General features: G+C 66.6%; 21 protein-coding genes, 2 tRNA genes and 1 other RNA gene. 14 read left to right on the top strand and 10 right to left on the bottom strand.

The window, feature by feature from the left end:
• The first annotated feature begins 67 nt into the window (after positions 1–67).
• Positions 68–805: a zinc ribbon domain-containing protein gene (locus ACFVTE_RS23960; RefSeq protein WP_387105133.1), complete on the top strand. Its 738-nt coding sequence runs from the start codon at positions 68–70 to the stop codon at positions 803–805.
• Positions 806–870: 65 nt separating this feature from the next.
• Here the strand turns inward: ACFVTE_RS23960 and ACFVTE_RS23955 are convergent, their stop codons facing one another.
• Complete coding sequence (locus tag ACFVTE_RS23955; RefSeq protein ID WP_387105131.1) at positions 871–1635, bottom strand: YaaA family protein; 765 nt, start codon at positions 1633–1635, stop codon at positions 871–873.
• 68 nt (positions 1636–1703) lie between these two features.
• Positions 1704–2450, bottom strand: a complete 747-nt coding sequence (locus tag ACFVTE_RS23950) for an alpha/beta hydrolase (RefSeq protein WP_387105129.1) — start codon at positions 2448–2450, stop codon at positions 1704–1706.
• 324 nt (positions 2451–2774) lie between these two features.
• On the opposite strand from ACFVTE_RS23950, the gene rnpB reads away from it, so the two are divergent.
• From rnpB to ACFVTE_RS23925, 5 genes are all read left to right on the top strand, one after another.
• Positions 2775–3167, top strand: an RNA gene (gene rnpB / locus ACFVTE_RS23945) — RNase P RNA component class A.
• A gap of 46 nt (positions 3168–3213) precedes the next feature.
• The gene (locus tag ACFVTE_RS23940) at positions 3214–3576 is read left to right on the top strand and encodes a hypothetical protein (RefSeq protein ID WP_387105126.1); all 363 of its coding nucleotides are present in this window, start codon (positions 3214–3216) and stop codon (positions 3574–3576) included.
• Between the two features lie 273 nt (positions 3577–3849).
• A complete protein-coding gene (locus ACFVTE_RS23935) occupies positions 3850–5343 on the top strand; it encodes a glyceraldehyde-3-phosphate dehydrogenase (RefSeq protein ID WP_387105124.1) in 1494 nt (497 codons plus the stop codon).
• A gap of 117 nt (positions 5344–5460) precedes the next feature.
• The gene (locus ACFVTE_RS23930) at positions 5461–5670 is read left to right on the top strand and encodes a hypothetical protein (protein WP_387105122.1); all 210 of its coding nucleotides are present in this window, start codon (positions 5461–5463) and stop codon (positions 5668–5670) included.
• Between the two features lie 130 nt (positions 5671–5800).
• A complete protein-coding gene (locus tag ACFVTE_RS23925) occupies positions 5801–6598 on the top strand; it encodes an HNH endonuclease family protein (RefSeq protein ID WP_387105120.1) in 798 nt (265 codons plus the stop codon).
• 33 nt (positions 6599–6631) lie between these two features.
• Here ACFVTE_RS23925 and def read toward each other — a convergent pair whose 3' ends face one another.
• From def to orn, 3 genes are all read right to left on the bottom strand, one after another.
• Positions 6632–7204, bottom strand: coding sequence for a peptide deformylase (def, locus tag ACFVTE_RS23920; RefSeq protein ID WP_387105117.1), 573 nt, complete (start codon positions 7202–7204; stop codon positions 6632–6634).
• A 125-nt stretch (positions 7205–7329) separates the two neighbouring features.
• A tRNA-His gene (locus ACFVTE_RS23915) sits at positions 7330–7402 on the bottom strand.
• A gap of 130 nt (positions 7403–7532) precedes the next feature.
• Positions 7533–8204, bottom strand: a complete 672-nt coding sequence (gene orn / locus ACFVTE_RS23910) for an oligoribonuclease (RefSeq protein ID WP_387105114.1) — start codon at positions 8202–8204, stop codon at positions 7533–7535.
• A gap of 243 nt (positions 8205–8447) precedes the next feature.
• Here orn and mptB point away from each other — a divergent pair, with 243 nt between their 5' ends.
• Positions 8448–10004: a polyprenol phosphomannose-dependent alpha 1,6 mannosyltransferase MptB gene (gene mptB, locus ACFVTE_RS23905; RefSeq protein ID WP_387105112.1), complete on the top strand. Its 1557-nt coding sequence runs from the start codon at positions 8448–8450 to the stop codon at positions 10002–10004.
• On the opposite strand, the gene ACFVTE_RS23900 is transcribed toward mptB, so the two are convergent.
• From ACFVTE_RS23900 to ACFVTE_RS23890, 3 genes are read right to left on the bottom strand one after another with little or no spacing between them, the layout of a single operon-like run.
• On the bottom strand, positions 9997–10734 hold the full coding sequence (locus ACFVTE_RS23900; RefSeq protein ID WP_387105111.1) for a DNA alkylation repair protein: 738 nt from the start codon (positions 10732–10734) through the stop codon (positions 9997–9999). The genes mptB and ACFVTE_RS23900 overlap by 8 nt on opposite strands.
• A 42-nt stretch (positions 10735–10776) precedes the next feature.
• Positions 10777–11385: a GNAT family N-acetyltransferase gene (locus tag ACFVTE_RS23895; RefSeq protein ID WP_387105108.1), complete on the bottom strand. Its 609-nt coding sequence runs from the start codon at positions 11383–11385 to the stop codon at positions 10777–10779.
• A gap of 27 nt (positions 11386–11412) precedes the next feature.
• A complete protein-coding gene (locus ACFVTE_RS23890; RefSeq protein WP_387105105.1) occupies positions 11413–12519 on the bottom strand; it encodes a LacI family DNA-binding transcriptional regulator in 1107 nt (368 codons plus the stop codon).
• 173 nt (positions 12520–12692) lie between these two features.
• Between ACFVTE_RS23890 and ACFVTE_RS23885 the strand changes: the two genes are divergently transcribed.
• From ACFVTE_RS23885 to ACFVTE_RS23870, 4 genes are all read left to right on the top strand, one after another.
• Positions 12693–13862, top strand: a complete 1170-nt coding sequence (locus tag ACFVTE_RS23885) for a Gfo/Idh/MocA family protein (RefSeq protein WP_387105102.1) — start codon at positions 12693–12695, stop codon at positions 13860–13862.
• Positions 13862–15076 (top strand): dihydrodipicolinate synthase family protein, encoded by a 1215-nt coding sequence (locus ACFVTE_RS23880; protein ID WP_387105101.1) that lies wholly within the window; start codon positions 13862–13864, stop codon positions 15074–15076. Before ACFVTE_RS23885 ends, ACFVTE_RS23880 begins: the two co-directional genes overlap by 1 nt.
• Positions 15073–15930: a sugar phosphate isomerase/epimerase family protein gene (locus ACFVTE_RS23875; protein ID WP_387105098.1), complete on the top strand. Its 858-nt coding sequence runs from the start codon at positions 15073–15075 to the stop codon at positions 15928–15930. Before ACFVTE_RS23880 ends, ACFVTE_RS23875 begins: the two co-directional genes overlap by 4 nt.
• 128 nt (positions 15931–16058) lie before the next feature.
• Positions 16059–16490, top strand: coding sequence for an SRPBCC domain-containing protein (locus tag ACFVTE_RS23870; RefSeq protein ID WP_387105095.1), 432 nt, complete (start codon positions 16059–16061; stop codon positions 16488–16490).
• Between the two features lie 23 nt (positions 16491–16513).
• Here ACFVTE_RS23870 and ACFVTE_RS23865 read toward each other — a convergent pair whose 3' ends face one another.
• Together ACFVTE_RS23865 and ACFVTE_RS23860 are read right to left on the bottom strand one after the other, a co-directional pair.
• Positions 16514–16996: a lipopolysaccharide assembly LapA domain-containing protein gene (locus ACFVTE_RS23865; protein ID WP_387105093.1), complete on the bottom strand. Its 483-nt coding sequence runs from the start codon at positions 16994–16996 to the stop codon at positions 16514–16516.
• 162 nt (positions 16997–17158) lie between these two features.
• Positions 17159–17231, bottom strand: a tRNA-Arg gene (locus tag ACFVTE_RS23860).
• A 208-nt stretch (positions 17232–17439) separates the two neighbouring features.
• On the opposite strand from ACFVTE_RS23860, the gene ACFVTE_RS23855 reads away from it, so the two are divergent.
• Genes ACFVTE_RS23855 through ettA form a run of 3 tightly spaced genes read left to right on the top strand, consistent with a single transcriptional unit; the run spans position 17440 to position 20388 of the window.
• Positions 17440–18018: a single-stranded DNA-binding protein gene (locus ACFVTE_RS23855; protein ID WP_387105091.1), complete on the top strand. Its 579-nt coding sequence runs from the start codon at positions 17440–17442 to the stop codon at positions 18016–18018.
• 56 nt (positions 18019–18074) lie between these two features.
• A complete protein-coding gene (locus tag ACFVTE_RS23850) occupies positions 18075–18662 on the top strand; it encodes a DUF6993 domain-containing protein (RefSeq protein WP_387105146.1) in 588 nt (195 codons plus the stop codon).
• Positions 18663–18705: 43 nt separating this feature from the next.
• On the top strand, positions 18706–20388 hold the full coding sequence (ettA, locus tag ACFVTE_RS23845; RefSeq protein ID WP_387105088.1) for an energy-dependent translational throttle protein EttA: 1683 nt from the start codon (positions 18706–18708) through the stop codon (positions 20386–20388).
• The last annotated feature ends 53 nt before the right edge of the window (positions 20389–20441 follow it).

Below are 20441 nucleotides of genomic sequence, written 5' to 3'. Positions count from 1 at the left end.
CTAGAGTCGAGAAAACCCCACAGGGGTGCCGGCCCCGGGGCCGGATGGGATCAAGCGGAGGTAAAACGTGGCCAAGGCAGCACCGGCGGAACAATTGAAGTTGCTCGAGCTCCAGGGCCTGGACGCCCGGCTGAAGTCATTGTCCAACCGCCGCCGCACCCTTGAAAACGATCCCCGGATCACCGATCTTGAGGCCGCCCTCAGCGTTGCCAACGGGGAACTGGGCGCCGCGAAACTCGCCGTCCACGACGCCGAAGCGGAACTGAAGCGGGCCGAAGCCGACGTGGAGCAGGTGGCAACCCGGATTGAACGGGATGAGGCCAGGCTCAACAGCGGCACCGGCCTCTCCAAGGACCTCGTCGCCCTGCAGAAGGACATTGCCTCGCTCAACAAGCGCCGTTCAGACCTGGAGGACGTCGAACTGGAGGTCCTGGAGCGGCTGGATGGCCTGCGCGAGCGTCAGGCGGCGCAGCAGAGCATCGTGGACGACATCCAGGGCTCGTTCGGCGGGATCCGGGCGGAGCTCGACGCCGCGCTGGCCGAGGTCGCCGCCGAGGAGAACGAGGTGGCCCGCAAGCGGACGAGCTTCGCCTCAGGGCTCGATACCGGAATGCTCGCGGTCTACGAGAAGACGCTGGCCCGGCGCGGAGTGGGCGCAGCACGGCTTTTCCACGGCACCTCGGAAGGGTCGGGCATGCAGCTGAGCCCCGGCGACCTGGCCGAGATCAAGGCCGCCGCTGAGGACGACATTGTGTTCTGCCCGGACTCCGGCTGCATCCTGGTGCGCTCCGCCGAGTGGGTCTGACCGCCGCACCCAACTGACTCGCAGTAGATGTCGTTTCGGGGCGCCAAAACGACATTAACTGCCAGTTAGTTGGGCAGGATGATGTTGAGGGCGTGGGCCTTGCGTGCCGTGCCCGGAACGAGCTCGGCCTGCCACTTCTCGGCCGCGGCCTTCCGCAGCTGTTCCGGCGTGGCCGGGGCCTTGCCGCGCCGCTTCAGCAGGTGCCGGGCCAGTTCGCCCCGGGTGTGCTTGGCAAAATGGCTGACCACCTTGCGCGCGCCGTTCACCTCGGTGAACACGTTCACCGTCACGGTGTCCGCCGGCGGGGGAGTCCACGCGGCTGCGTAGGTGCTGGACCGGCAGTCGACCAGTAGCCGGCCGCCGGCGATTTCGCCGAGGGCATCCGTAAGCTGCGGTTTCCAGAATGAGGCAAGGCGTCCGACGTCGGGCAGTGCCGTTGACATGGACAGCCGGTAGGCGGGTACCGAGTCGGCGAACCGGATGGCGCCCCACAGTGCGGAGATGACCAGCACCGATCCATCCGCCCGGCGCCGCTGCGCCGGCGTCAGCGATTTATAGCCGAGGGCGTCGTACAGCACTCCTGAATACACCTGGTGGGCCGGGGCCGCCGGTTCGGCGTGGAGCCGGGTGTTGCGTTCGACGTCGTCCTTAAGGGAGGCTCCGACGCCCAGCAGGGCGAGGGCATCCTCGTGCGCACTGACTGTCCCCAGCGCGTCGAGCACCTTGGCGCGGTAGGTGTTCAGCACGGGGAAACTCAATGAAGCCCAGTCCATGGCGTCGCCGCGGACGGCCGGAGTCTTGCCTTCGGATGGGGGGAGCAGAATCAGCACCGTACGATCTTACCGGCCGGTGCGGGATCAGCGGGGCGGCCCTGTCCGGTGGGTTCCGGTGGGTAAGGTCAGCCCAGGGAACGCCCCAGGAAGTCCAGCACGTCCGGCAGGATGGACCGCCAATACAAGGCGTCGTGGCCGCCGGGCTGGAAGCCGCCCTCCACCCGTCCGGGAAGTCCCGAACGGTACCGGCGCACCGTGGCGGCCAGATCATCCTCGCTGCCGCAGTCGATCCGCTTGGGTATCGCTGCAAGCCTCGACCGGAGCGCAAAAACGTCATTCGCCGCGAAATCATCCGGGCCGTCGAAGGCGTCCTGCATCGCCTCCTTATAGCTGGACCAGACTGCCGGGCTCATGGCAGCCACCGTGCGAAGTCCGGGCAACTGGCCCCGCGATGCCAGGAGGAGCGCGCCGAACCCTCCCATCGATGTGCCGAAGATGCCGACCTTTCCGAGGTCCAGCCCCTGCTCGCCCAGGAACGGCAGGAACTCCTGCACCAGCATCGACTGCGTATCACTGCCGTCGGAGCGGGCATGCCACCAGGAGTCGCCGCCGTCCACGGCGGCTACCGCAAAGGACGGCCCGCCGTCGTCCATGTGGCGCTGCAGGGCCCGGTCCGCGGCGAGGTCGCGCAACAGAACCTCACTGCTGCCGCCGAGCCCGTGCAGGAAGACCGCCACCGGCAGCAGCTGGTTGGCCTGCTCCGGAAGGGGCACGGCAAGGGACCAGTTCGTGATGACCCCCGGGCGGAAGCTGGAAACAAATCCGCCTGTCCGGGTCGATACAGAAGAAACCGGCGCTGCGGAAGCCGGCACTGTTGAAGGCTGCACGGATCGTGGGGGAGCCGGCGGGACGGCTGCCGTCGCTGGGCCGGCCGTATCGGGCACGGGGCCGGCCGTATCGGGGACGGGGCCGGCCGTCTTTGGGCCAGTCGTCGTCGGGCCGGGAACCGGAGGGGGCGGGGCGGTGCAGGCTGACGTCGCGGCGGCAGTCAGGCCGGCAGCAATTCCCGCCAGCTGCAGCATTCTCCGCCGTGGAAAGGACGGCCGCGGAAAGGACGACTGGTCCATTCCCCGATCCTAGCCCCCGCAACTGCGCGTGTCCGGGGGCGCCGGAAAGCCCGTAAACTGGACTGCGGATGGGTTGACCAGGCGGCCGCGCGCCACGCAAGTGGCTCGAGGAACGTCCGGGCTCCACAGGGCAGGGTGGTGGGTAACGCCCACTCGGGGTAACCCGCAGGCCAGTGCCACAGAAAACAGACCGCCTGCGTCGCGCCGAATTTGAAAGCGGCACGAAGCAGGTAAGGGTGAAACGGCGGTGTAAGAGACCACCAGCTTCCCGGGTGACCGGGAAGGCTAGGTAAACCCCACCCGGAGCAAGGCCAGACAGGACACGTTTGAGGGCTGCCCGCCCGAGTGTCCGGGTAGGCCGCTGGAGGGCGTCGGCAACGGCGCTCGTAGATGGATGGCCGCTACTCCCGCGCCGGCAACGGCGCGGGAGCACAGAACCCGGCGTATCGGTCAACCCATCCTCTCAAGTAAGCCCCTTGCCCCAGTCCGCGCCTGAAGGCAGATGCACATGCAGTCCTCCTCTGACATCGACCCACGACTGGACAGGCTGCTCGCGCCCATCTTCGGACCCGGCCGGCACGATCCGGATGGGACGATCGAGCTCACCGTCATTGTCGACGGGACAATAGTCTCCGGCTCCGTGGTGAGTGAAGAAGCGTGGTCCAGGCGCCAGAACGCCCAGATCAGCACCTCAGGCGAGTTATCGCCAGAAATGCCGCACGTTGCGGAGGAGGACCAGGTCCGGTTCATCCATTTCCTTGAACCCGTTGCGGTCTCGGGCGGAAACCCCATCCGCCTGAACGCGACGAGGGTGGACCTCCGCCACGTATCCGCCTGGAGCATTGGCCGCCTCAACTACGGCGAGCAGTAGCGCGCCCCCGGCCGGGCGACAGGCATCACACCCTGTGTGAGTGATTTCACGGGCAACCGGCCGTTTCCGGTCCCCGGGCCGCCCTAGAATGGATGGTGAACGTAGAAGTTCTGCCGCCGGATCTGCGTTCGCAGCCGGCGGTTTTTCTTTGCACGGTCAACGGCATCCGGGGTGGACCGAAACCCTGCCGGTGCCAGCTTGCCCTGGATAACTTCCAGTGGCCGCCATCCGGTTTACGAGGACGTAGCCGGTTGAACCAAGGAAGGTAGTTCTGTGAGCCAGACGTCAGATTCTTGTCTTGATACGTGGATGGGCCGGGAGGCGCTTGCCGAGGCCATGATCCCGGTTATCGGCCGGCTGTACCGTGAAAACAACGTGGTCACCTCCATCCACGGCCGCAGCCTGATCAACAAGTCCACCATGAACATCCTGAAGGCCCACCGCTTTGCGCGCCGGATGAGCAAGGATGAGCTGCTGCTGGAGGAGACGGCGCCGCTGCTGAACACGCTGGCACAGCTGGACCTGGGAGCCGCTGCCATCGACATCGCCCGCCTGAACCAGAAGTTCAAGTCCGACGGCGGCGACCTGACTTTGGAGGAATTCCTCCGTGCCGAACTGGCCGGGATCGTGGGCAAGCGGGGCGCCGACGAGCGCACCAGCACCGACGTCGTGCTCTACGGCTTCGGCCGCATCGGCCGCCTGCTCGCGCGCCTCCTCATCGAAAAGGCCGGCGGCGGCCACGGCCTGCGCCTGCGCGCCATCGTTGTCCGGCGCGGCTCCGACAACGACCTCACCAAGCGCGCCAGCCTGCTGCGCCGTGACTCCGTGCATGGTTCCTTCGAAGGAACCATCCGGGTAGACACCGAGGCCAACACCATCACCGCCAACGGCGTCCGGATCCAGGTCATCTACTCGGACAACCCCGCCACCATCGACTACACGGCCTACGGGATCAAGGACGCCCTCGTAGTGGACAACACCGGCCGCTGGCGCGACGCCGAGGGCCTCGGCCAGCACCTGCTGAGCACGGGCGTGGCCCGGGTCCTGCTGACCGCACCGGGCAAGGGCGAGCTGAAGAACATCGTCCACGGCATCAACCATGGCGACATCGCCGATTCGGACCAGATCGTGACGGCGGCTTCCTGCACCACCAATGCCATCACCCCGGTCCTGAAGGCCCTTAACGACAAGTACGGCGTGATCCACGGCCACGTGGAAACCGTGCACTCGTTCACCAACGACCAGAACCTGATCGACAACTTCCACAAGGGCGACCGCCGCGGCCGCTCCGCAGCGCTGAACATGGTGATCACCGAAACCGGCGCCGCCAAGGCCGTGGCCAAGGCACTGCCCGAACTGCAGGGCAAGCTCACCGGCAGCTCTATCCGGGTCCCCACCCCGGATGTGTCCCTGGCCGTCCTGAACCTCAACCTGGAACGCGGCACCACCAAGGACGAGGTGAACAACTACCTGCGCGAGATGTCGCTGCACTCGGACCTGCGCAAGCAGATCGACTACATCGACTCACCCGAGGTGGTCTCCACCGACTTCGTGGGCTCCCGCCGCGCAGGCATCGTTGACGGCCTCGCCACGATCGCCAACGACAAGAACCTGGTCGTTTACGTTTGGTACGACAACGAGTTCGGCTACAGCTGCCAGGTGGTCCGCGTGATGGAGGAAATGGCCGGGGTCAACCCGCCGACCTTCCCGGCCAAGGACTCCGAAAAGGATGCCGCCCCGGTCCTGGCCTTGCCGGCCTCGGTCTAACCGGAACCCTTTTCGTCAGCCCCGCCCGCACAATCGTGCCGGCGGGGCTGACATGTTCCCGGGAACTTCCCGGGCAATTCTCTGGAATCGGCCGGAAAACGGGCACAAACTTGTGTCATGGAACAGAACCCGACACTCCAGCATGAGACCACCCTGGAACACGCCCTCGATGTTGCAAAGGCCAACCAGAAAGAAGCCCAGCGGCTTTTGGATCAGGCGCGCGCTTCACACGCGGCAGGGGAAATCGGTGATGAGAGGGTAGCCCAGCTGGAACGGCTGCTTGATCTCGCCAATGCCGATCTTCATCGGGTCATGCGCGAGCAGTAGGTGACCCGCCCTCCACAGGGCACCTCTCCTCCACACTGTGGATACCCGCACGGCGGCGGCTGGTTTCGCCTAGGCTCCTGGGCATGTACGCACATCCTGCCCTGGACGCCGGGCGCGCCGGAACGCCCCGATGAGCGTCAGCTGGGCCGGCTACCGGCGCGCCCGCCGGCGCTCCCGGCTGGCCTGGGCGGTGCTCGGTGTGGCCGCGGTATCGGTGGTCGCCGCCACCGTGTGGTTTTTTACGGCAGGCCAGTTCATCGCCGCCGAGCCTGCCGTGTCCGGACCCAGCGAGGCGCCCGTGCTCGATGCGGCCTGGATGAAGCCGGTCACACCTCCGTACCCGGTTCCGCGGGGCGGCGCTGCCGCCGTACTGGAAACACTGGCCGTGAAGGGCAGGGCATCCGGCGGCGATTATGACCGGTCCGCGTTCGGCCAGGCCTGGCAGGACGCCGACCACAACGGCTGCGACACTCGCAACGACATCCTGCGCCGGGACCTTCACGACGTTACGTTCGCCAAGGGATCCAAGTGCAGGGTTGCCGCCGGCACGATGCATGAACCCTACGTGGGGCTGGTGGTGAAATTTGTCCGCGGCGCTGATTCCAGCAAGGACGTGCAGATCGACCACGTCGTCGCGCTGGGCGATGCCTGGCAGAAGGGGGCGCAGCAGCTGACTGCGCAGCAGCGGCAGAATCTTGCAAACGATCCGCTCAACCTCATCGCCGCTGACGGTGACGCCAACCAGGAGAAAAGCGCGTCGGACGCCGCCACCTGGCTGCCGAAGAACAAGGCGCTTCGGTGCCACTACGTGGCCCGGCAGATTTCGGTGAAGGCAGCGTACGGCCTCTGGATCACCCGGGCGGAGAAGGACGCCATGGCCCGTGTGCTGGATTCGTGCCCGGAGCAGCAGACGGTGGTGCCCCCGTAGGGACAGACAGCAGCGGTAGGGACCGCGCCGGTGTCAGTGGCCGAACGGGTCCGGATCCACGCCCGGCATCCAGGTCAGGCCCGGGATGCCCCAGCCGCTCTTCTTGGCCTGCTTCATCGCCTTGCGGGCATACCTGTCGATCAGGCGGTTGACGTACAGCTTGCCGTCCAGGTGGTCGTATTCGTGCTGGATGATACGGGCGAACCAGCCGGTCGCCTCGAAATCCACCGGATTTCCGTCCCCGTCAAAGCCCTGCACCCGCACCCATTCGGCGCGCTTGAGCGGATACTGCTCGCCGGGGAAGGAGAGGCAGCCCTCCACCTCCTCGTCCGGATCCGGCAGTGCCCCGGAAACTTTGGAGAGGGTCAGAACGGGGTTGACCACGGCGCCGGCCGGGGGAGCGCCGTCCTCGTTCGCGTATTTGTAGACGAAGATCCGCTTGCCCACGCCGATCTGCGGCGCGGCCAGTCCAACGCCGTTTGCCTTATCGTTCGTTTCGAACATGTCGGCAATCAGCTGGCGAAGCCCGTCGTCGAACTCCTCCACTTCAGCAGCCCGGCGGTGCAGCACCGGCTCACCCCAGATGGTGATGGGCAGAACGGTCATGTCAGGGGATTCCTTCGGCGCGTTGCCGGACGGGAGCCGGCGGGGGTGAAAACCAACAAAGGCCGCACCGGGTAACCGGTACGGCCTTTGTTGCTGGCCGGCAATAAAATGCCGTCCTCGGTGCGGGTGAGCGACGGGGGTTGAACCCGCGACCTCCTGGACCACAACCAGGCGCTCTGCCAACTGAGCTACGCCCACCATGTGCCCTGCGGGTTGACCGGTTTCCCGGCCTTCCGAAAAGGCAACGACAAATAGCTTACCTGCTGTTGGGGGATGCTTTTGCCACTTTTGGCTGATTCGGCAAAATTTTCCTCAAACGTGGCGCAGATTACTTTCCTGACTGCTGCGCTGTGGGCGGCAGAACGCTTTCCGGGGCCTGCTGGACGACGGCGGAGGGCGAGGCCGAGATGCGCTGGGAGATTTTCTGGGCTGAGGCGCTGTCCGGTCCGGGGGCGGGCACGAAGACGGCTTCCCGGTAGTACCGGAGTTCGTCGATGGAATCCTTGATGTCCCCGAGGGCGCGGTGGCCGCCATGCTTGGCCGGGGCCTGGAAGTAGGCGCGAGCATACCAGCGGCGGGCCAGTTCCTTGATGGTGCTGACATCGATGATGCGGTAGTGCAGGTGCTCCACCACCGACGGCATGTCCCTGGCGAGGAAGACCCGGTCCGTTCCCACCGAGTTGCCGGCGAGGGGTGCCTTGCGCGGGTCTGGAACCCACTTGCGGATGTAGTCCAGCACCAGGGCCTCTGCTTCGGCCATCGTCTTGCCGGCCGGAAGCTCCTTCAGCAGGCCCGACCGGGTGTGCATGTCCCGGACGAAGTCATTCATCTGCGCGAGGGCGGCGTCGTCAGGCTTGATCACGACGTCCACCCCGTCGCCGAGGATGTTGAGTTCGGAGTCGGTCACCAGGGCCGCAACCTCGATCAGGGCGTCGTTGACGCTGTCGAGGCCGGTCATTTCGCAGTCGATCCAGACGATGCGTTCGTTAGTTATAGGCACCTGTTCAGCCTACCGTTTAGCCGCGGGCAAGCCTTGGAGAGGCGCTCCGGTGCTAATATTTCGGGTACGTGGCAACGCCTCATTGCGGCGGCCGCGTCCCCGGTGTTGCCCACATTGGAGCATCGCCCAATTCGGCTGGCTGCCCAATTCGGCCGGCCGCTCAGCTTGGCTGCAGCCGGGGCAGCACGCACATAAGAGACTTGCCTAACGAGATAGGCGCAGAAGAGATTGGACGATCCTGAGATGACGGCGCCTGTGCCTGCGATAGGGGAAGCGGCCACCGGCACCTCCACGGACCCGGCCCGGCCGGAAGTGGACAACCCGCGCTCACCGATTCTCTCCGGGTTCATCGGTTCCATGTTCCTGCTCATCGGGTCGCTCGGCGTCGGCTGGCTGGCGCCGGTCTCGGAACTGCGGCGGATGCCGCTGTTCATCTGGATGCGCACCGAGGCGTTTGGCGTCGGGCTGTCCATCGTGCTGCTTGCGGTGGGCGGCATGCTGCTGGTCCGGGCCTGGCTCAGGCTTGGCCAGCACGTCAACGTCTGGGGGAAGGAAGCCCGCAAGGCCACGCTGCAGGCCATCGTGGCGTGGGGCCTGCCCATGATGTTTACCGTCCCGCTGTTCAGCCGGGACGTCTACGCGTACATCGGCCAGGGCCGCCTGATGGTCGAGGGCTTCAACCCGTACGAGAACGGCATCTCGGCGTTGTCCAACTACTTCCAGCTGGGCGCCGACAAGATGTGGACCGAGGCCCCGGTTCCCTACGGCCAGGTTTTTTTGTGGATCGAGCAGTTCGTGGTCTGGTCCACCAACGTCCAGCCGGAAGCCAGCATCATGCTGTTCCGCGTTGCCTCCCTGGCAGGGGTGGTGCTGTGCATCATCTACGTCCCCAAACTCGCCGAGCTGCACGGGGTCAACCCGCACCGGGCCCTTTGGCTGACGGCGGCGAACCCGCTCTTCCTGACCAACTTCATCGCCAGCGTCCACAATGATTCGCTCATGATCGGGCTGGCCCTCGCGGGCCTGTACTACTGCGCCACGCGGCGGGTCATCCTGGGCATCGTGCTCGTCACGGCCTCCATCTCGGTGAAGCCGATCACCGTGGTGTTCCTTCCGTTTATCGGCCTGCTCTGGGCCGGCAAGGGGGCCAGCTGGCCACGGAAGTTCGTGTTCTGGGGTCTGACCGCCGGACTCAGCCTTGCCCTGCTCTATGCCGCGAGCCTGGTAAACGGCTTCGGGTTCGGCTGGATCAACGGCCTCTCGGCGCCCGGCAGCGTGTGGATCTGGTACGCCCCCGTAGGGCTCCTTGGCCTGGTGGTGGCATCCATCGCCAATGCGTTCAGCCTGGACGGCTGGGGCCTGGCCAAATGGGTCTACGACGCCGGCAAGCTCCTCGCCGTGGGCATTGTGGCCTGGCAGATTTTTCGCGGCGAACACGACCGCCTCATGCGCCGCCTGACGCTGGCGTTCGCCGCCGTTGTGGTTCTGGCGCCCATGATCCAGTCCTGGTACGTGGTGTGGCTGATCCCGCTGTTCGCCGTCACGGGCCTCCGTGACGACTGGCAGGTCAAGGCCCTCTACTTCATCGTCTCCTTCTTCATGGTCTATGCCATCTCCGACCAGCTCGAAGTCTTCCCGTACCTGCAGACCGACGACCTGGGCCTCGCCCTGGCGCTTGCCCGCAATGCGGCCGCCATCATCGCCCTGCTGTTTGCGCTGTACCTGATCTTCCTGGACCGCAGCACCAAACTGCTGTTCAGCAAGGCGGACCAGCCCGTCACCACCCGCCCTGTTATTTGACCCTAGGGTTCATCTGACTGGGGCTCATCAGACCTTGCGGCTCACTTGAAACCCCAAGGTTTTTGAGGGCTTCCTTCCGCGAGAGCGGGCTGAGGAACGGGCCGTTGCGCGTCACGAACTCCAGGACCCATTCCGGAGCGGTTTTGGCATACTCACGCAACGCCCAGCCGATCGCCTTGCGGATAAAGAATTCCTTGTCGGCCATGTTCGCCTCGATGACCGCAGTGAGCAGAGCGGTGTCCGTCTGGGCTTTGGCTCCCAGCTGGGCTGTAATCGATGCCCGCCGGACCCAGAAGTCCCGGTCGGCACTCCACTGGAGCAGTAGGCAAGTCTGTTCCTCCCGGTGGGCCTTGAGCAGCGCGCCGATCCGCTGGGCCACCCCGTCCACGTAGTCCCAGGACGAGCCCGTTCGGATGATTTCCTCATACACCGGAAGCATCTCCAGGTCTCCGGCCACGCTCCGCAGCCCGGTCAGGTCAATCGCCGCGTATCGTTCCTCGCGGTAGCGGGCTTCGCGCCAGAGGACAAGCACCGTTGACCGCAGGTCGTCGGCGGTTTCAAAGGGATGGGCCGCAGCCGCGGCCTTGGCTGTCCTGCGCACCTCCGGCACGCGGACACCGAGCGATGGTGTTGCGGACTTCATGTAGGCCTGAGCCGCGGCGCCGCGGACGGGGTCTGCTGCCGCCCGCAGTTGGGAGCGAATCAACGCCAGCACCGCTTCATTTGCCATGCTGCCACGATAGCCGGTAAGCGGAGCCCGGGGCTGCCCGCGTCATCCCGGCCGCAGCCGCATCACGGCGCGGCCGGGAATGGCGTCACTGACCAGCTCAAAGCCGGCCGCCAGGAACAGGCCGAGTGTGCCCTGGTACAGGTCCGCCGGCCCGGCCTTCGGCCGCTGGGCGGGATCCACCGGATACGCCTCAACGACGGCGGCACCGTTGGCGCGTGCGTGTTCGACGGCGGCGGCCAGCAGCGCTGCTGCCACCCCACTGCGCCGGTGGCCCGGAGCGACGACGAAACAGCTCACCGACCATACGCTTCCACCGCCGTCGTCGTCCACGGCGGCGCCGGCCGCCTTGAACACTTGGGAGCGGAGGATCCGCGGATAGCACTGCCGCGGCTCCACCGCGCACCAGCCGACGGCGGAACCGCCCAGGTACGCCAGGACCCCCGGTGCCGGCCTGCCGCCGTCGAACTTGTCCTTCAGCTGTGCCTTGCGGTCCGCCGCCGGCGTGGCAGCGAAGCTGGGACCCGGCAGGGCAAAGAACCGGCACCAGCAGCGTGAGGGCTCACCGCGGACGCCGAACAGCTGCTCGACGGCGGGCCACTCGGCGGCAGCCGTGGTGATGCCGCCGTAAGCTTCCTGTGAATGGTCGGTCATGGCCGGCTTTCCTTGCCGCGGGGATTCCTAGTCCCCGGGCGGCTCGGTGCTCCGGCGAAGCGTCACTTCGCCAGTGACCCCGACGGTGCCGGCGGCCGCCTGGCCGGGACCGGCTCCGGGAACTGCCAGCCTGCCGATTTCCTCCAGTGGCAGGCGGACGGTGGAGAGTGCCGGCCGGAAGTCGCGGAGGGTTTCGATGTCGTCAAAGCCTGCGATGGCCGCGTCACGGGGAATCCGAAGTCCCTTCGAACGCAGCGCGGCGGTGGCCCCGATGGCCATGACGTCGTTGACGGCGAAGATGCAGAGCCTGCGCCGTCCGGCGGTTTCAGGGCCCGTCTCGCCCCTTTCCCTGCCTTTCTCGCTGCCTTCGCCTCGCGCGCCGATGCGGGCCGCGAGTCCCACGCCCGCCTCATACCCGCCTGAGCGATTGAACCCGGTGTGCAGAACGTCCGCTGGCGGCCGCCCGGCGTCCGCCAGGCCGCGCTGGAAGCCGCGCACCCGGTCATCGGAGGTGAGGAGGCCCTCCGGACCGGCGATGATGACGAATTCCCCGGCATGTGAGGCGGCCAGTTCCCGGGCGAGTGCGGCTGCGAGCTCCTCGTTGGGAACCTCAACAACGTGATAGCCCTCGTCGGTTTCGGCGCCCACCACGGCGTGGCCCACCACTCCGACCTGGCCGCCGTTGCGGCAATAGCGGTCGAGTTCGGCGGCCAGTTCCGCATTGCCCTGCCTGTCGGCGGTCCGCGCAGACCGCGATCCCGCGATCACTATCGAATCCGCGCGGCGGGCGGCAAAGGCTGCCACCGCCGCACGCTCGTCGGCGGGGCTGCCCGCGGTGGTGGCGAGCAAGACCATCTTGTTCTGGTTCTGTGCCGCGGCCTGGACGCCGCGGGCGATGGCCGAGAAGTAGGGGTCGGCAATGTCGTGCACGATGAGGCCGATGAGCCCTGAGCTGGACTTGGCCAGGCCCTGGGCCTGGGCGTTGGGGATGTAGCCCAGGGAGTCCGCCGCCTTCCGGACGCGCTCCGCGATGTCCGGTCCCGGTGTCCTGGCCGAACCGTTCAGGACGCGGCTGGCGGTGGCAGGGGAGACTCCGGCCAGACGGGCTACTTCGGTCAGCGTGCTTGCAGCCACAGGCGCAACTCCTCTTCAACGGGCCCCAGCTTCGGGAAACTCGGCTGATGCTCACATTATCGCAGTTGGAAGAAAGTCTGGAAAGCGCTTGCCAGATCGACATCGATTCTGCACTATGGAAGCAGCGGGAACGCGCTTTCCCCCTGCCAGCCACCACGACTGAATGAGGACTCATGGGCTTCGAAACAAAGACGATCCGTATCGCCATGAACGGCACCACCGGCCGAATGGGCTACCGCCAGCACCTGCTGCGCTCCATTCTCCCGATCCGCGACGCCGGCGGCTTCACCCTGGAGGACGGTACCAAGGTCCAGGTCGAACCGATCCTCGTCGGCCGCAACGAAGCTAAAATCCGCGAACTCGCCGAGCTGCACAAGATTTCGGAATGGACCACCGACCTCGAGGGCGTGATCAACGACCCCACCGTCGACGTCGTCTTCGACGCCTCCATGACCAGCCTGCGGGCCGCGACCCTGAGGAAGGCCATGCGGGCCGGCAAGCACATCTTCACGGAGAAGCCGACGGCGGAAACCCTGGACGAGGCCATCGAGCTGGCCCGCATCGGCAAGGAGGCCGGAGTCACCGCCGGCGTGGTGCACGACAAGCTGTACCTGCCGGGCCTGGTCAAGCTGCGCCGCCTCGTGGACGAAGGGTTCTTCGGCCGGATCCTGTCCATCCGCGGAGAATTTGGCTACTGGGTTTTCGAGGGCGACGTCCAGGCGGCGCAGCGGCCGTCCTGGAACTACCGCAAGGAGGACGGCGGCGGAATGACCACGGACATGTTCTGCCACTGGAACTATGTCCTGGAAGGCATCATCGGCAAGGTCAGGAGCGTCAACGCCAAGACCGCCACCCACATCCCCACCCGGTGGGATGAAGCCGGCAACGAGTACACGGCAACGGCTGACGACGCCTCCTACGGCATCTTCGAGCTGCAGACCCCCGGCGGGGACGACGTCATCGGCCAGATCAACTCCTCGTGGGCTGTCCGGGTCTACCGTGACGAGCTGGTCGAGTTCCAGGTGGACGGCACGCACGGTTCCGCCGTCGCAGGCCTGAACAAGTGCGTCGCACAGCAGCGGGCCCACACCCCCAAGCCGGTCTGGAACCCCGACCTTCCCGTCACCGAATCCTTCCGCAGCCAGTGGCAGGACGTCCCGGCCAACGCCGAACTGGACAACGGCTTCAAACTGCAGTGGGAGGAGTTCCTGCGCGACGTCATCGCCGGCCGCGAACACCGCTTCGGCCTGCTGTCCGCCGCCCGAGGCGTGCAGCTCGCCGAGCTCGGCCTGCAGTCCAGCGACGAACGCCGCACCATCGACATCCCGGAGATCACGCTCTGATGACGTCACTGATCCTTCCCACATCCGACGGCGGCACCCGGGAGTACCGGCTCCGCTCCGCCACCACCTGGGCCAAGCCGGCGGCGCCGCTGACATCGCGCCGGGCCTACGCGGCGGCCCACGTCATCCCCGAGGTCACCGCCGACAACACCCCGGGCGCCCCGGCGCGCCTCGACTGGGAGGCCACCCTGGGCTACCGGCACGAGCTGTGGTCCTACGGGCTCGGCGTCGCCGACGCGATGGATACGGCCCAGCGCGGCATGGGCCTGGACTGGGCCGCCACCCAGCAGCTGATCAAGCGCACCGGCGCGGAGGCGGCTTCCGTGGTCTCCGCCGGCGGGACGGCGACGGCCGGAATGACTGTCCGGGACCTCGTGTCCTGCGGTGCTGGCACCGATCAGCTGGACCTCGATTTGCTGCAGTCCGGCGAAGCCGGACTGCAGGCTGTCCTGGCCGCCTACCGCGAGCAGGTCGCAGTCGTCGGCGAGGCCGGACCCAAGGTGATCCTCATGGCCTCCAGGGCGTTGGCCCGGGTGGCATCCGGTCCCGAGGACTACCTGAAGGTCTACTCCACGCTGCTGCGGGAGGCCGACCAGCCCGTCATCCTGCACTGGCTCGGCACCATGTTCGATCCCGCACTGTCCGGCTACTGGGGCTCGGACAGCGTCGCCGCCGCCACCGAGACATTCCTCTCGCTCATCCGCGAGAACGCGGACAAGGTGGACGGCGTCAAGGTCTCCCTCCTGGACGCTTCGCACGAAATCGCGCTGCGTGCGGCGCTTCCCGGGGGCGTGCGCCTCTACACCGGCGACGACTTCAACTACCCGGAACTGATCGACGGCGACGGCACCCTGCACTCGGACGCCCTGCTGGGAATCTTTGCGGCAATCTATCCGGCTGCGTCCGCGGCACTGCAGAGCTACGACGCCGGAGATGCCCCCAAAGCGCGTGCCATCCTGGACTCCACCCGGGAACTTGGCAAGCACATCTTCAGCGCCCCCACGTTCTACTACAAGACCGGGATCGCCTTCCTGTCCTGGCTCAACGGCAGGCAGCCGGGCTTCCAGATGGTGGGCGGGCTGCACTCGGGGCGTTCCGTGGTGCACCTTGCCAAGACCTTCGAACTGGCCGACGAGGCCGGGCTGCTGAAGGACCCCGCCCTCGCAGCGTTCCGGATGTCCGATTTCCTTCGCATCAACGGGGTGGGAGTATGACCTTCGATTCAGAACCATCCGTTCTTTCACGGCTGTCCCTCAATAGCGCCACCACCAAGAAGTGGACGCTCGCCGAGGCTGTTGACGGCTGTGTCCGCGCAGGCATTCCCGCCATTGGCCCCTGGCGGGACATCATTGCCGGGGCCGGGCTGGACAAGTCTGCGAAGTTGATCAAGGACGCCGGGCTCCGGGTGTCCTCGCTGTGCCGCGGCGGGTTCCTCACGGCTCCGGACGCCGATGGGCAGGCGGCGGCGCTCGCGGACAACCGGGCCGCGATCCTGGAGGCTGTTGCGCTGGATACCCGGGAACTGTTCCTCGTGGTCGGGGGCCTGGCGCCGGGGGAGAAGGACGTTGTGGCTGCCCGCCAGCGCGTGGCCGACCGGCTCGGCGACCTCGTGCCGTTCGCCGTCGAGCATGGCGTCCGGCTGGTGCTGGAGCCCCTGCACCCGATGTATGCCGCCGACCGCGCCCTCATCTCCACGCTGGGGCAGGCCCTGGACCTGGCGGCGCCGTATGACGCCCGGGCGGTGGGGGTCGCCGTCGACACCTTCCACGTTTGGTGGGACCCGGAGTTGAAAACCCAGATCGAGCGCGCCGGCAGGGAGAACCGGATCGCCTCCTACCAGCTGTGCGATTTCAACCTGCCGATCGCGGCGGATGCACTGCTTTCCCGCGGCATGATGGGCGACGGCGTGATCGACTTCGCCACGATCGGCACCTGGGTCCGGGATGCCGGGTACACGGGCGACATTGAGGTGGAAATCTTCAACCAGGAGATCTGGGACGCTGACGGCGACGCCGTCCTGGCGACCATGAAGGACCGCTACGCGGAACTGGTGCAGCCCTTCGCCTGAGCCCCCAGCAGGAGCACCGGCCGATCTGGAGGCCCGGTCCCCGGCGCGGGACCGGGCCTCGCTCCGTCCGCCACCGTGCGCTTACTTCGGCGCCTTTCGGCGGGTAGGGTGGCGCCAGGAGGGAAGCCATGGACAAACAATTCAGGGACGCCGAGGCGTCCATTGTGGTCGCCGCGCCGCCCGAACGGGTGTGGAAGGCGCTGACCGATCCGTCCGACGTCAAGGAATACTTTCTCGGCACGCACGTCACATCCACCTGGCGCAAGGGCGGCCCTGTGACGTTCGAGGGGGAGTGGCAGGGCAAGTCCTACCAGGACAAAGGGACCGTGCTGGAAGCCCGCCCCAACGAACTCTTGCGCATCACCCACTACAGCCCCCTGTCGGGACTGCCGGACGAGCCGGGCAACTACCACACCGTGGAATACGCGCTGGAGCCTGTGGCGGAGGGAACCCGGGTCAGCATCACCCAAGGCAATAACAAGAGTGACGGCGAGGCCGCGGAGTCGGAAAAACTTTGGGGGATGGTGCTTGGCAACCTCAAGGAGTACCTGGCGGACTGACCGCGTCGCCTAGGCCCTGCGCTCTACCGCTTCCGGCCGGCCTGTACCCTGCGCCGGTGGGCGGCGGCGCGCAGCTGGATGATCCGGGCCGCGCCGGCCATCGCAACGAGGACACCTCCGCCCACTGCCGCGATGAAGAGCGACATCCCGAGCGAGACCGCCCCCTCCAGGCCGAAGAACTTCACCTGGACGAGTTCCTGGTTCTGCAGGATGAAGATGATCAGGAGCACCAGTACCACCAGGGCCGAGGCCACGGCCACCCAGATCATCCCGGCGCGCGTGACCCGCCGTTCGGGCTCTGCCAGGCCAGGCTGAGGTGACGTGGTTCCGTCGTAGCCCGGGATTGCGGCCGTGCCGGGGTGGCGGCCAGCCGCGCCGGTACCTGAAGCCGCACCTGCCGGTGCCGGGTCAGGGGGCGCTGTGGGGCCTGGCCGGCCCGCCGCTGGGTTTGAGGGCCGGGGCGTCTCCGGAGTGGCGGCGCTCTCGCCCGACTGGCTGTGCTGCATGCGGGTGTTCCTTCCTCGACTGTCGGTCCAGGTTGGCCGGCTTGTACGGAAAGCCGGCGCCCAGTCCGATCATAGGCACACTCCGCCCGCAATAGTAAGCATGCTTGCAATTGCCGAAGGGCAAGAAAAACACCCCGGTCCGAAGACCGGGGTGTCAATGCGCGCCCCAGGAGGGAATCGAACCCCCGACCGGCGGATTAGAAGGCCGCTGCTCTATCCCCTGAGCTACTGGGGCAATGGCTGGCCGGCACATTGCCGGCGCCTAAAAAGTCTACATTGACTTGCGCGCCACCGGCGTCAGGCACCCGGCTGTTTCACCTGCGCGTTCTCAGCACCGTCATCCGGTTTTCCACATACGGAACTTCGCCTCTCGCTGTCCCTTTGCTGCCGGTTGATGCTTGAGATGCCTGCTAGGGCATGACACTTCGAGACAGGACACCAAGATGACCGACACCATTACCGTCCGCGGCTTCGTTGCCACGGAGATCCGCAGTTCCACCACTCCCGGCGGGGTGCCCACCGCCTCATTCCGCCTCGGTTCCGCGGAGCGGCGGTTCGACAAGGCCGCCAACGCCTGGGTGGACGGCAACATCAACTGGTTCACCGTCCAGGGATACCGGCAGCTGGCCGGAAACATGGGCTGCAGCATCAAGAAGGGCCAGCGCGTCATCATTGTGGGCAAGCTGAAGATGCGCACCTGGGAGAAGGAGGGCCGCGTCTACCACGACGCCGAGATCGACGCGGATGCCGTCGGCCACGACCTCAAGTGGGGCACCGCCAACTTCATCCGCAATTCCGGCAACCCGCAGGCCGCAGACGGATTCGGACCCGCGAACGGGGACCGCAGCATTTCCGGCCCCACCGCCGCAGGCGATGCCGGGGATGACGGGGCTGATGATGACCGGTTGGATGATGACGAAGCCGATGAGGATGCCGCCGCGGCAGGAATCTTCGTCGATGACTCCGGCGGTGAGCTGGAGCTCGATCCCGAAACGGGAGAACTAACCGGAGCGGCTGCCTGAACGCCGCTGGCATGCGGCACCCCCCTGGCGGTGCCGCATGGCAGAATGGCAGCGTGATGCGAGCGACGATACACCGGCGGAACAAGGCATTCCGCGGCCATGCGACTGGTGCCCGGGACAATGCCAGGAGGGTCGCCGGACGGCTCGCACTGGCGGTTGTGTTGCTGTCGTCGCTCGCCGCCTGCACGGCATCAGGGGACCAGGTGACAGTGAACCAGCCAGCGGAAGGACAGGCTGCCGGAGCGCAGCCGGCCACGCAGCCAGCCACCGCGGCTCCTGCCGGCGCAGCATCAGCCTCAGCGCCGGCAAAGCCTTCGCCGTCTGCGGTGGCCACCAAAGTGCCCGCCGGGGCCACGGCAGCGCTGCAGCGGACCATGACAGACGTCCTGGGACGCGTCGTCGCAGCCAACCCCAAGCCCGCCCCGGCGGACATCAGCGCGGCGCTCACGGCGGCAGGCGTTCCGGCGCGGAGCCTGGAGGTCTCGGCCGGCCGTACGCCCACCGGACTCGAGGTGGATTCCATGGAAGCGGCCGCGGTCCAGGCCAGGGAATGCGTGATCGGCCAGATCCGCGACGGAAAGGTGACGGTGGCGGTGCTGCCGGCGCTGTCGAACGGGAAGTGCTTCGTAGGCGCCCCGGCCTGACGCGAATGTGAGATATGCCCGCCAACCCACTAGATTTGGAACCATGGCGGAATTTATCTACACAATGACCAAGGCCCGAAAGGCTGTTGGCGAAAAACTTATTCTCGACGACGTAAGCATGTCCTTCTTCCCGGGCGCCAAGATCGGTGTTGTTGGTCCCAACGGGGCCGGTAAGTCCACCATCCTAAAAATCATGGCCGGCCTGGACACACCCTCAAACGGCGAAGCCCGGCTGAGCCCCGGCTACAGCGTCGGCATCCTGCTGCAGGAACCGCCGCTGAACGAGGAGAAGACCGTCCTGGGCAACGTCCAGGAAGGCGTGGGCGAGATCTACGGCAAGATCCAGCGCTTCAACGAAATCTCCGAGGAGATGGCCAGCCCGGACGCGGACTACGACGCGCTCCTCGAGGAGATGGGCCACCTGCAGGAGGCCATCGACTCCGCCGACGCCTGGGACCTTGATTCCCAGCTCGAGCAGGCCATGGACGCCCTCCGCTGCCCGCCGGCCGACGCGGATGTCACCCTGCTCTCCGGTGGTGAGCGCCGCCGCGTGGCTCTCTGCAAGCTGCTCCTGCAGAAGCCGGACCTGCTGCTGCTCGACGAACCCACCAACCACCTCGACGCCGAGAGCGTGCTGTGGCTGGAACAGCACCTCTCCACCTACGAGGGCGCCGTTCTCGCAGTCACCCACGACCGGTACTTCCTGGACCACGTCGCGGAATGGATTGCCGAGGTCGACCGCGGCCACCTGTACCCCTACGAGGGCAACTACTCCACCTACCTGGAGAAGAAGCGCGCCCGCCTGGAAATCCAGGGCAAGAAGGACGCCAAGCAGGCCAAGCGCCTCGCCGAGGAACTCGAATGGGTCCGCTCCAACGCCAAGGGCCGGCAGACGAAGTCCAAGGCACGTCTTGCGCGCTACGAGGAAATGGCAGCCGAGGCAGACCGCACCCGGAAGCTGGACTTCGAAGAGATCCAGATCCCGCCGGGACCGCGCCTGGGCGGACTGGTCCTGGAAGCCAAGAACCTGCAGAAGGGCTTCGACGACCGCACCCTGATCGACGGCCTGTCCTTCTCCCTGCCGCGCAACGGCATCGTCGGCGTCATCGGCCCGAACGGTGTGGGCAAGTCCACGCTGTTCAAGACCATCGTGGGCCTCGAGCCCCTCGACGGCGGCGAGCTGAAGATCGGCGACTCGGTCAAGATCTCGTACGCCGACCAGAGCCGCGGCGGCATCGACCCCAACAAGACCCTGTGGGAGGTCGTGTCCGACGGCCTGGACTTCATCCAGGTGGGCAACGTTGAAATGCCGTCCCGCGCCTATGTCGCGGCGTTCGGGTTCAAGGGACCGGACCAGCAGAAGAAGGCAGGTGTGCTCTCCGGTGGTGAGCGCAACCGCCTGAACCTGGCGCTGACCCTCAAGCAGGGCGGAAACCTGCTCCTGCTCGACGAACCGACCAACGACCTCGACGTCGAAACCCTCAGCAGCCTGGAAAACGCGCTGCTGGAGTTCCCCGGCTGCGCCGTTGTGGTCTCCCACGACCGCTGGTTCCTGGACCGGGTGGCCACGCACATCCTCGCCTACGAGGGTGACGAGGAGAACCCGTCGAAGTGGTACTGGTTTGAGGGCAACTTCGAATCCTACGAGGAGAACAAGGTGCAGCGCCTCGGCCCCGACGCCGCCAAGCCGCACCGCGTCACGCACCGCCGCCTGACCCGCGACTAATTCGGCTGAGCAGGCAAAGGGCCGGCCCCGGGTTGATCTGACCAGATCAACCC

The sequence above is a fragment of the Arthrobacter sp. NPDC058097 genome (assembly GCF_042884885.1).
Taxonomy (GTDB): Bacteria; Actinomycetota; Actinomycetes; order Actinomycetales; family Micrococcaceae; genus Arthrobacter.
The sequence above is the reverse complement of the archived record's forward strand: the minus strand, read 5'-3'. Positions and strand labels throughout refer to the sequence as shown.

Excerpts from the sequence above, each read along its gene's own strand:
- ACFVTE_RS23940 (WP_387105126.1), top strand. The coding sequence starts at position 3,214 with ATGCAGTCCTCCTCTGACATCGACCCACGACTGGACAGGCTGCTCGCG.
- ettA (WP_387105088.1), top strand. The coding sequence starts at position 18,706 with ATGGCGGAATTTATCTACACAATGACCAAGGCCCGAAAGGCTGTTGGC.
- ACFVTE_RS23865 (WP_387105093.1), bottom strand. The coding sequence starts at position 16,996 with ATGCAGCACAGCCAGTCGGGCGAGAGCGCCGCCACTCCGGAGACGCCC.
- ACFVTE_RS23900 (WP_387105111.1), bottom strand. The coding sequence starts at position 10,734 with ATGGCAAATGAAGCGGTGCTGGCGTTGATTCGCTCCCAACTGCGGGCG.
- ACFVTE_RS23850 (WP_387105146.1), top strand. The coding sequence starts at position 18,075 with ATGCGAGCGACGATACACCGGCGGAACAAGGCATTCCGCGGCCATGCG.
- ACFVTE_RS23925 (WP_387105120.1), top strand. The coding sequence starts at position 5,801 with ATGAGCGTCAGCTGGGCCGGCTACCGGCGCGCCCGCCGGCGCTCCCGG.
- ACFVTE_RS23880 (WP_387105101.1), top strand. The coding sequence starts at position 13,862 with ATGACGTCACTGATCCTTCCCACATCCGACGGCGGCACCCGGGAGTAC.
- ACFVTE_RS23855 (WP_387105091.1), top strand. The coding sequence starts at position 17,440 with ATGACCGACACCATTACCGTCCGCGGCTTCGTTGCCACGGAGATCCGC.
- def (WP_387105117.1), bottom strand. The coding sequence starts at position 7,204 with ATGACCGTTCTGCCCATCACCATCTGGGGTGAGCCGGTGCTGCACCGC.
- ACFVTE_RS23875 (WP_387105098.1), top strand. The coding sequence starts at position 15,073 with ATGACCTTCGATTCAGAACCATCCGTTCTTTCACGGCTGTCCCTCAAT.
- ACFVTE_RS23930 (WP_387105122.1), top strand. The coding sequence starts at position 5,461 with ATGGAACAGAACCCGACACTCCAGCATGAGACCACCCTGGAACACGCC.
- ACFVTE_RS23870 (WP_387105095.1), top strand. The coding sequence starts at position 16,059 with ATGGACAAACAATTCAGGGACGCCGAGGCGTCCATTGTGGTCGCCGCG.
- ACFVTE_RS23885 (WP_387105102.1), top strand. The coding sequence starts at position 12,693 with ATGGGCTTCGAAACAAAGACGATCCGTATCGCCATGAACGGCACCACC.
- ACFVTE_RS23895 (WP_387105108.1), bottom strand. The coding sequence starts at position 11,385 with ATGACCGACCATTCACAGGAAGCTTACGGCGGCATCACCACGGCTGCC.
- mptB (WP_387105112.1), top strand. The coding sequence starts at position 8,448 with ATGACGGCGCCTGTGCCTGCGATAGGGGAAGCGGCCACCGGCACCTCC.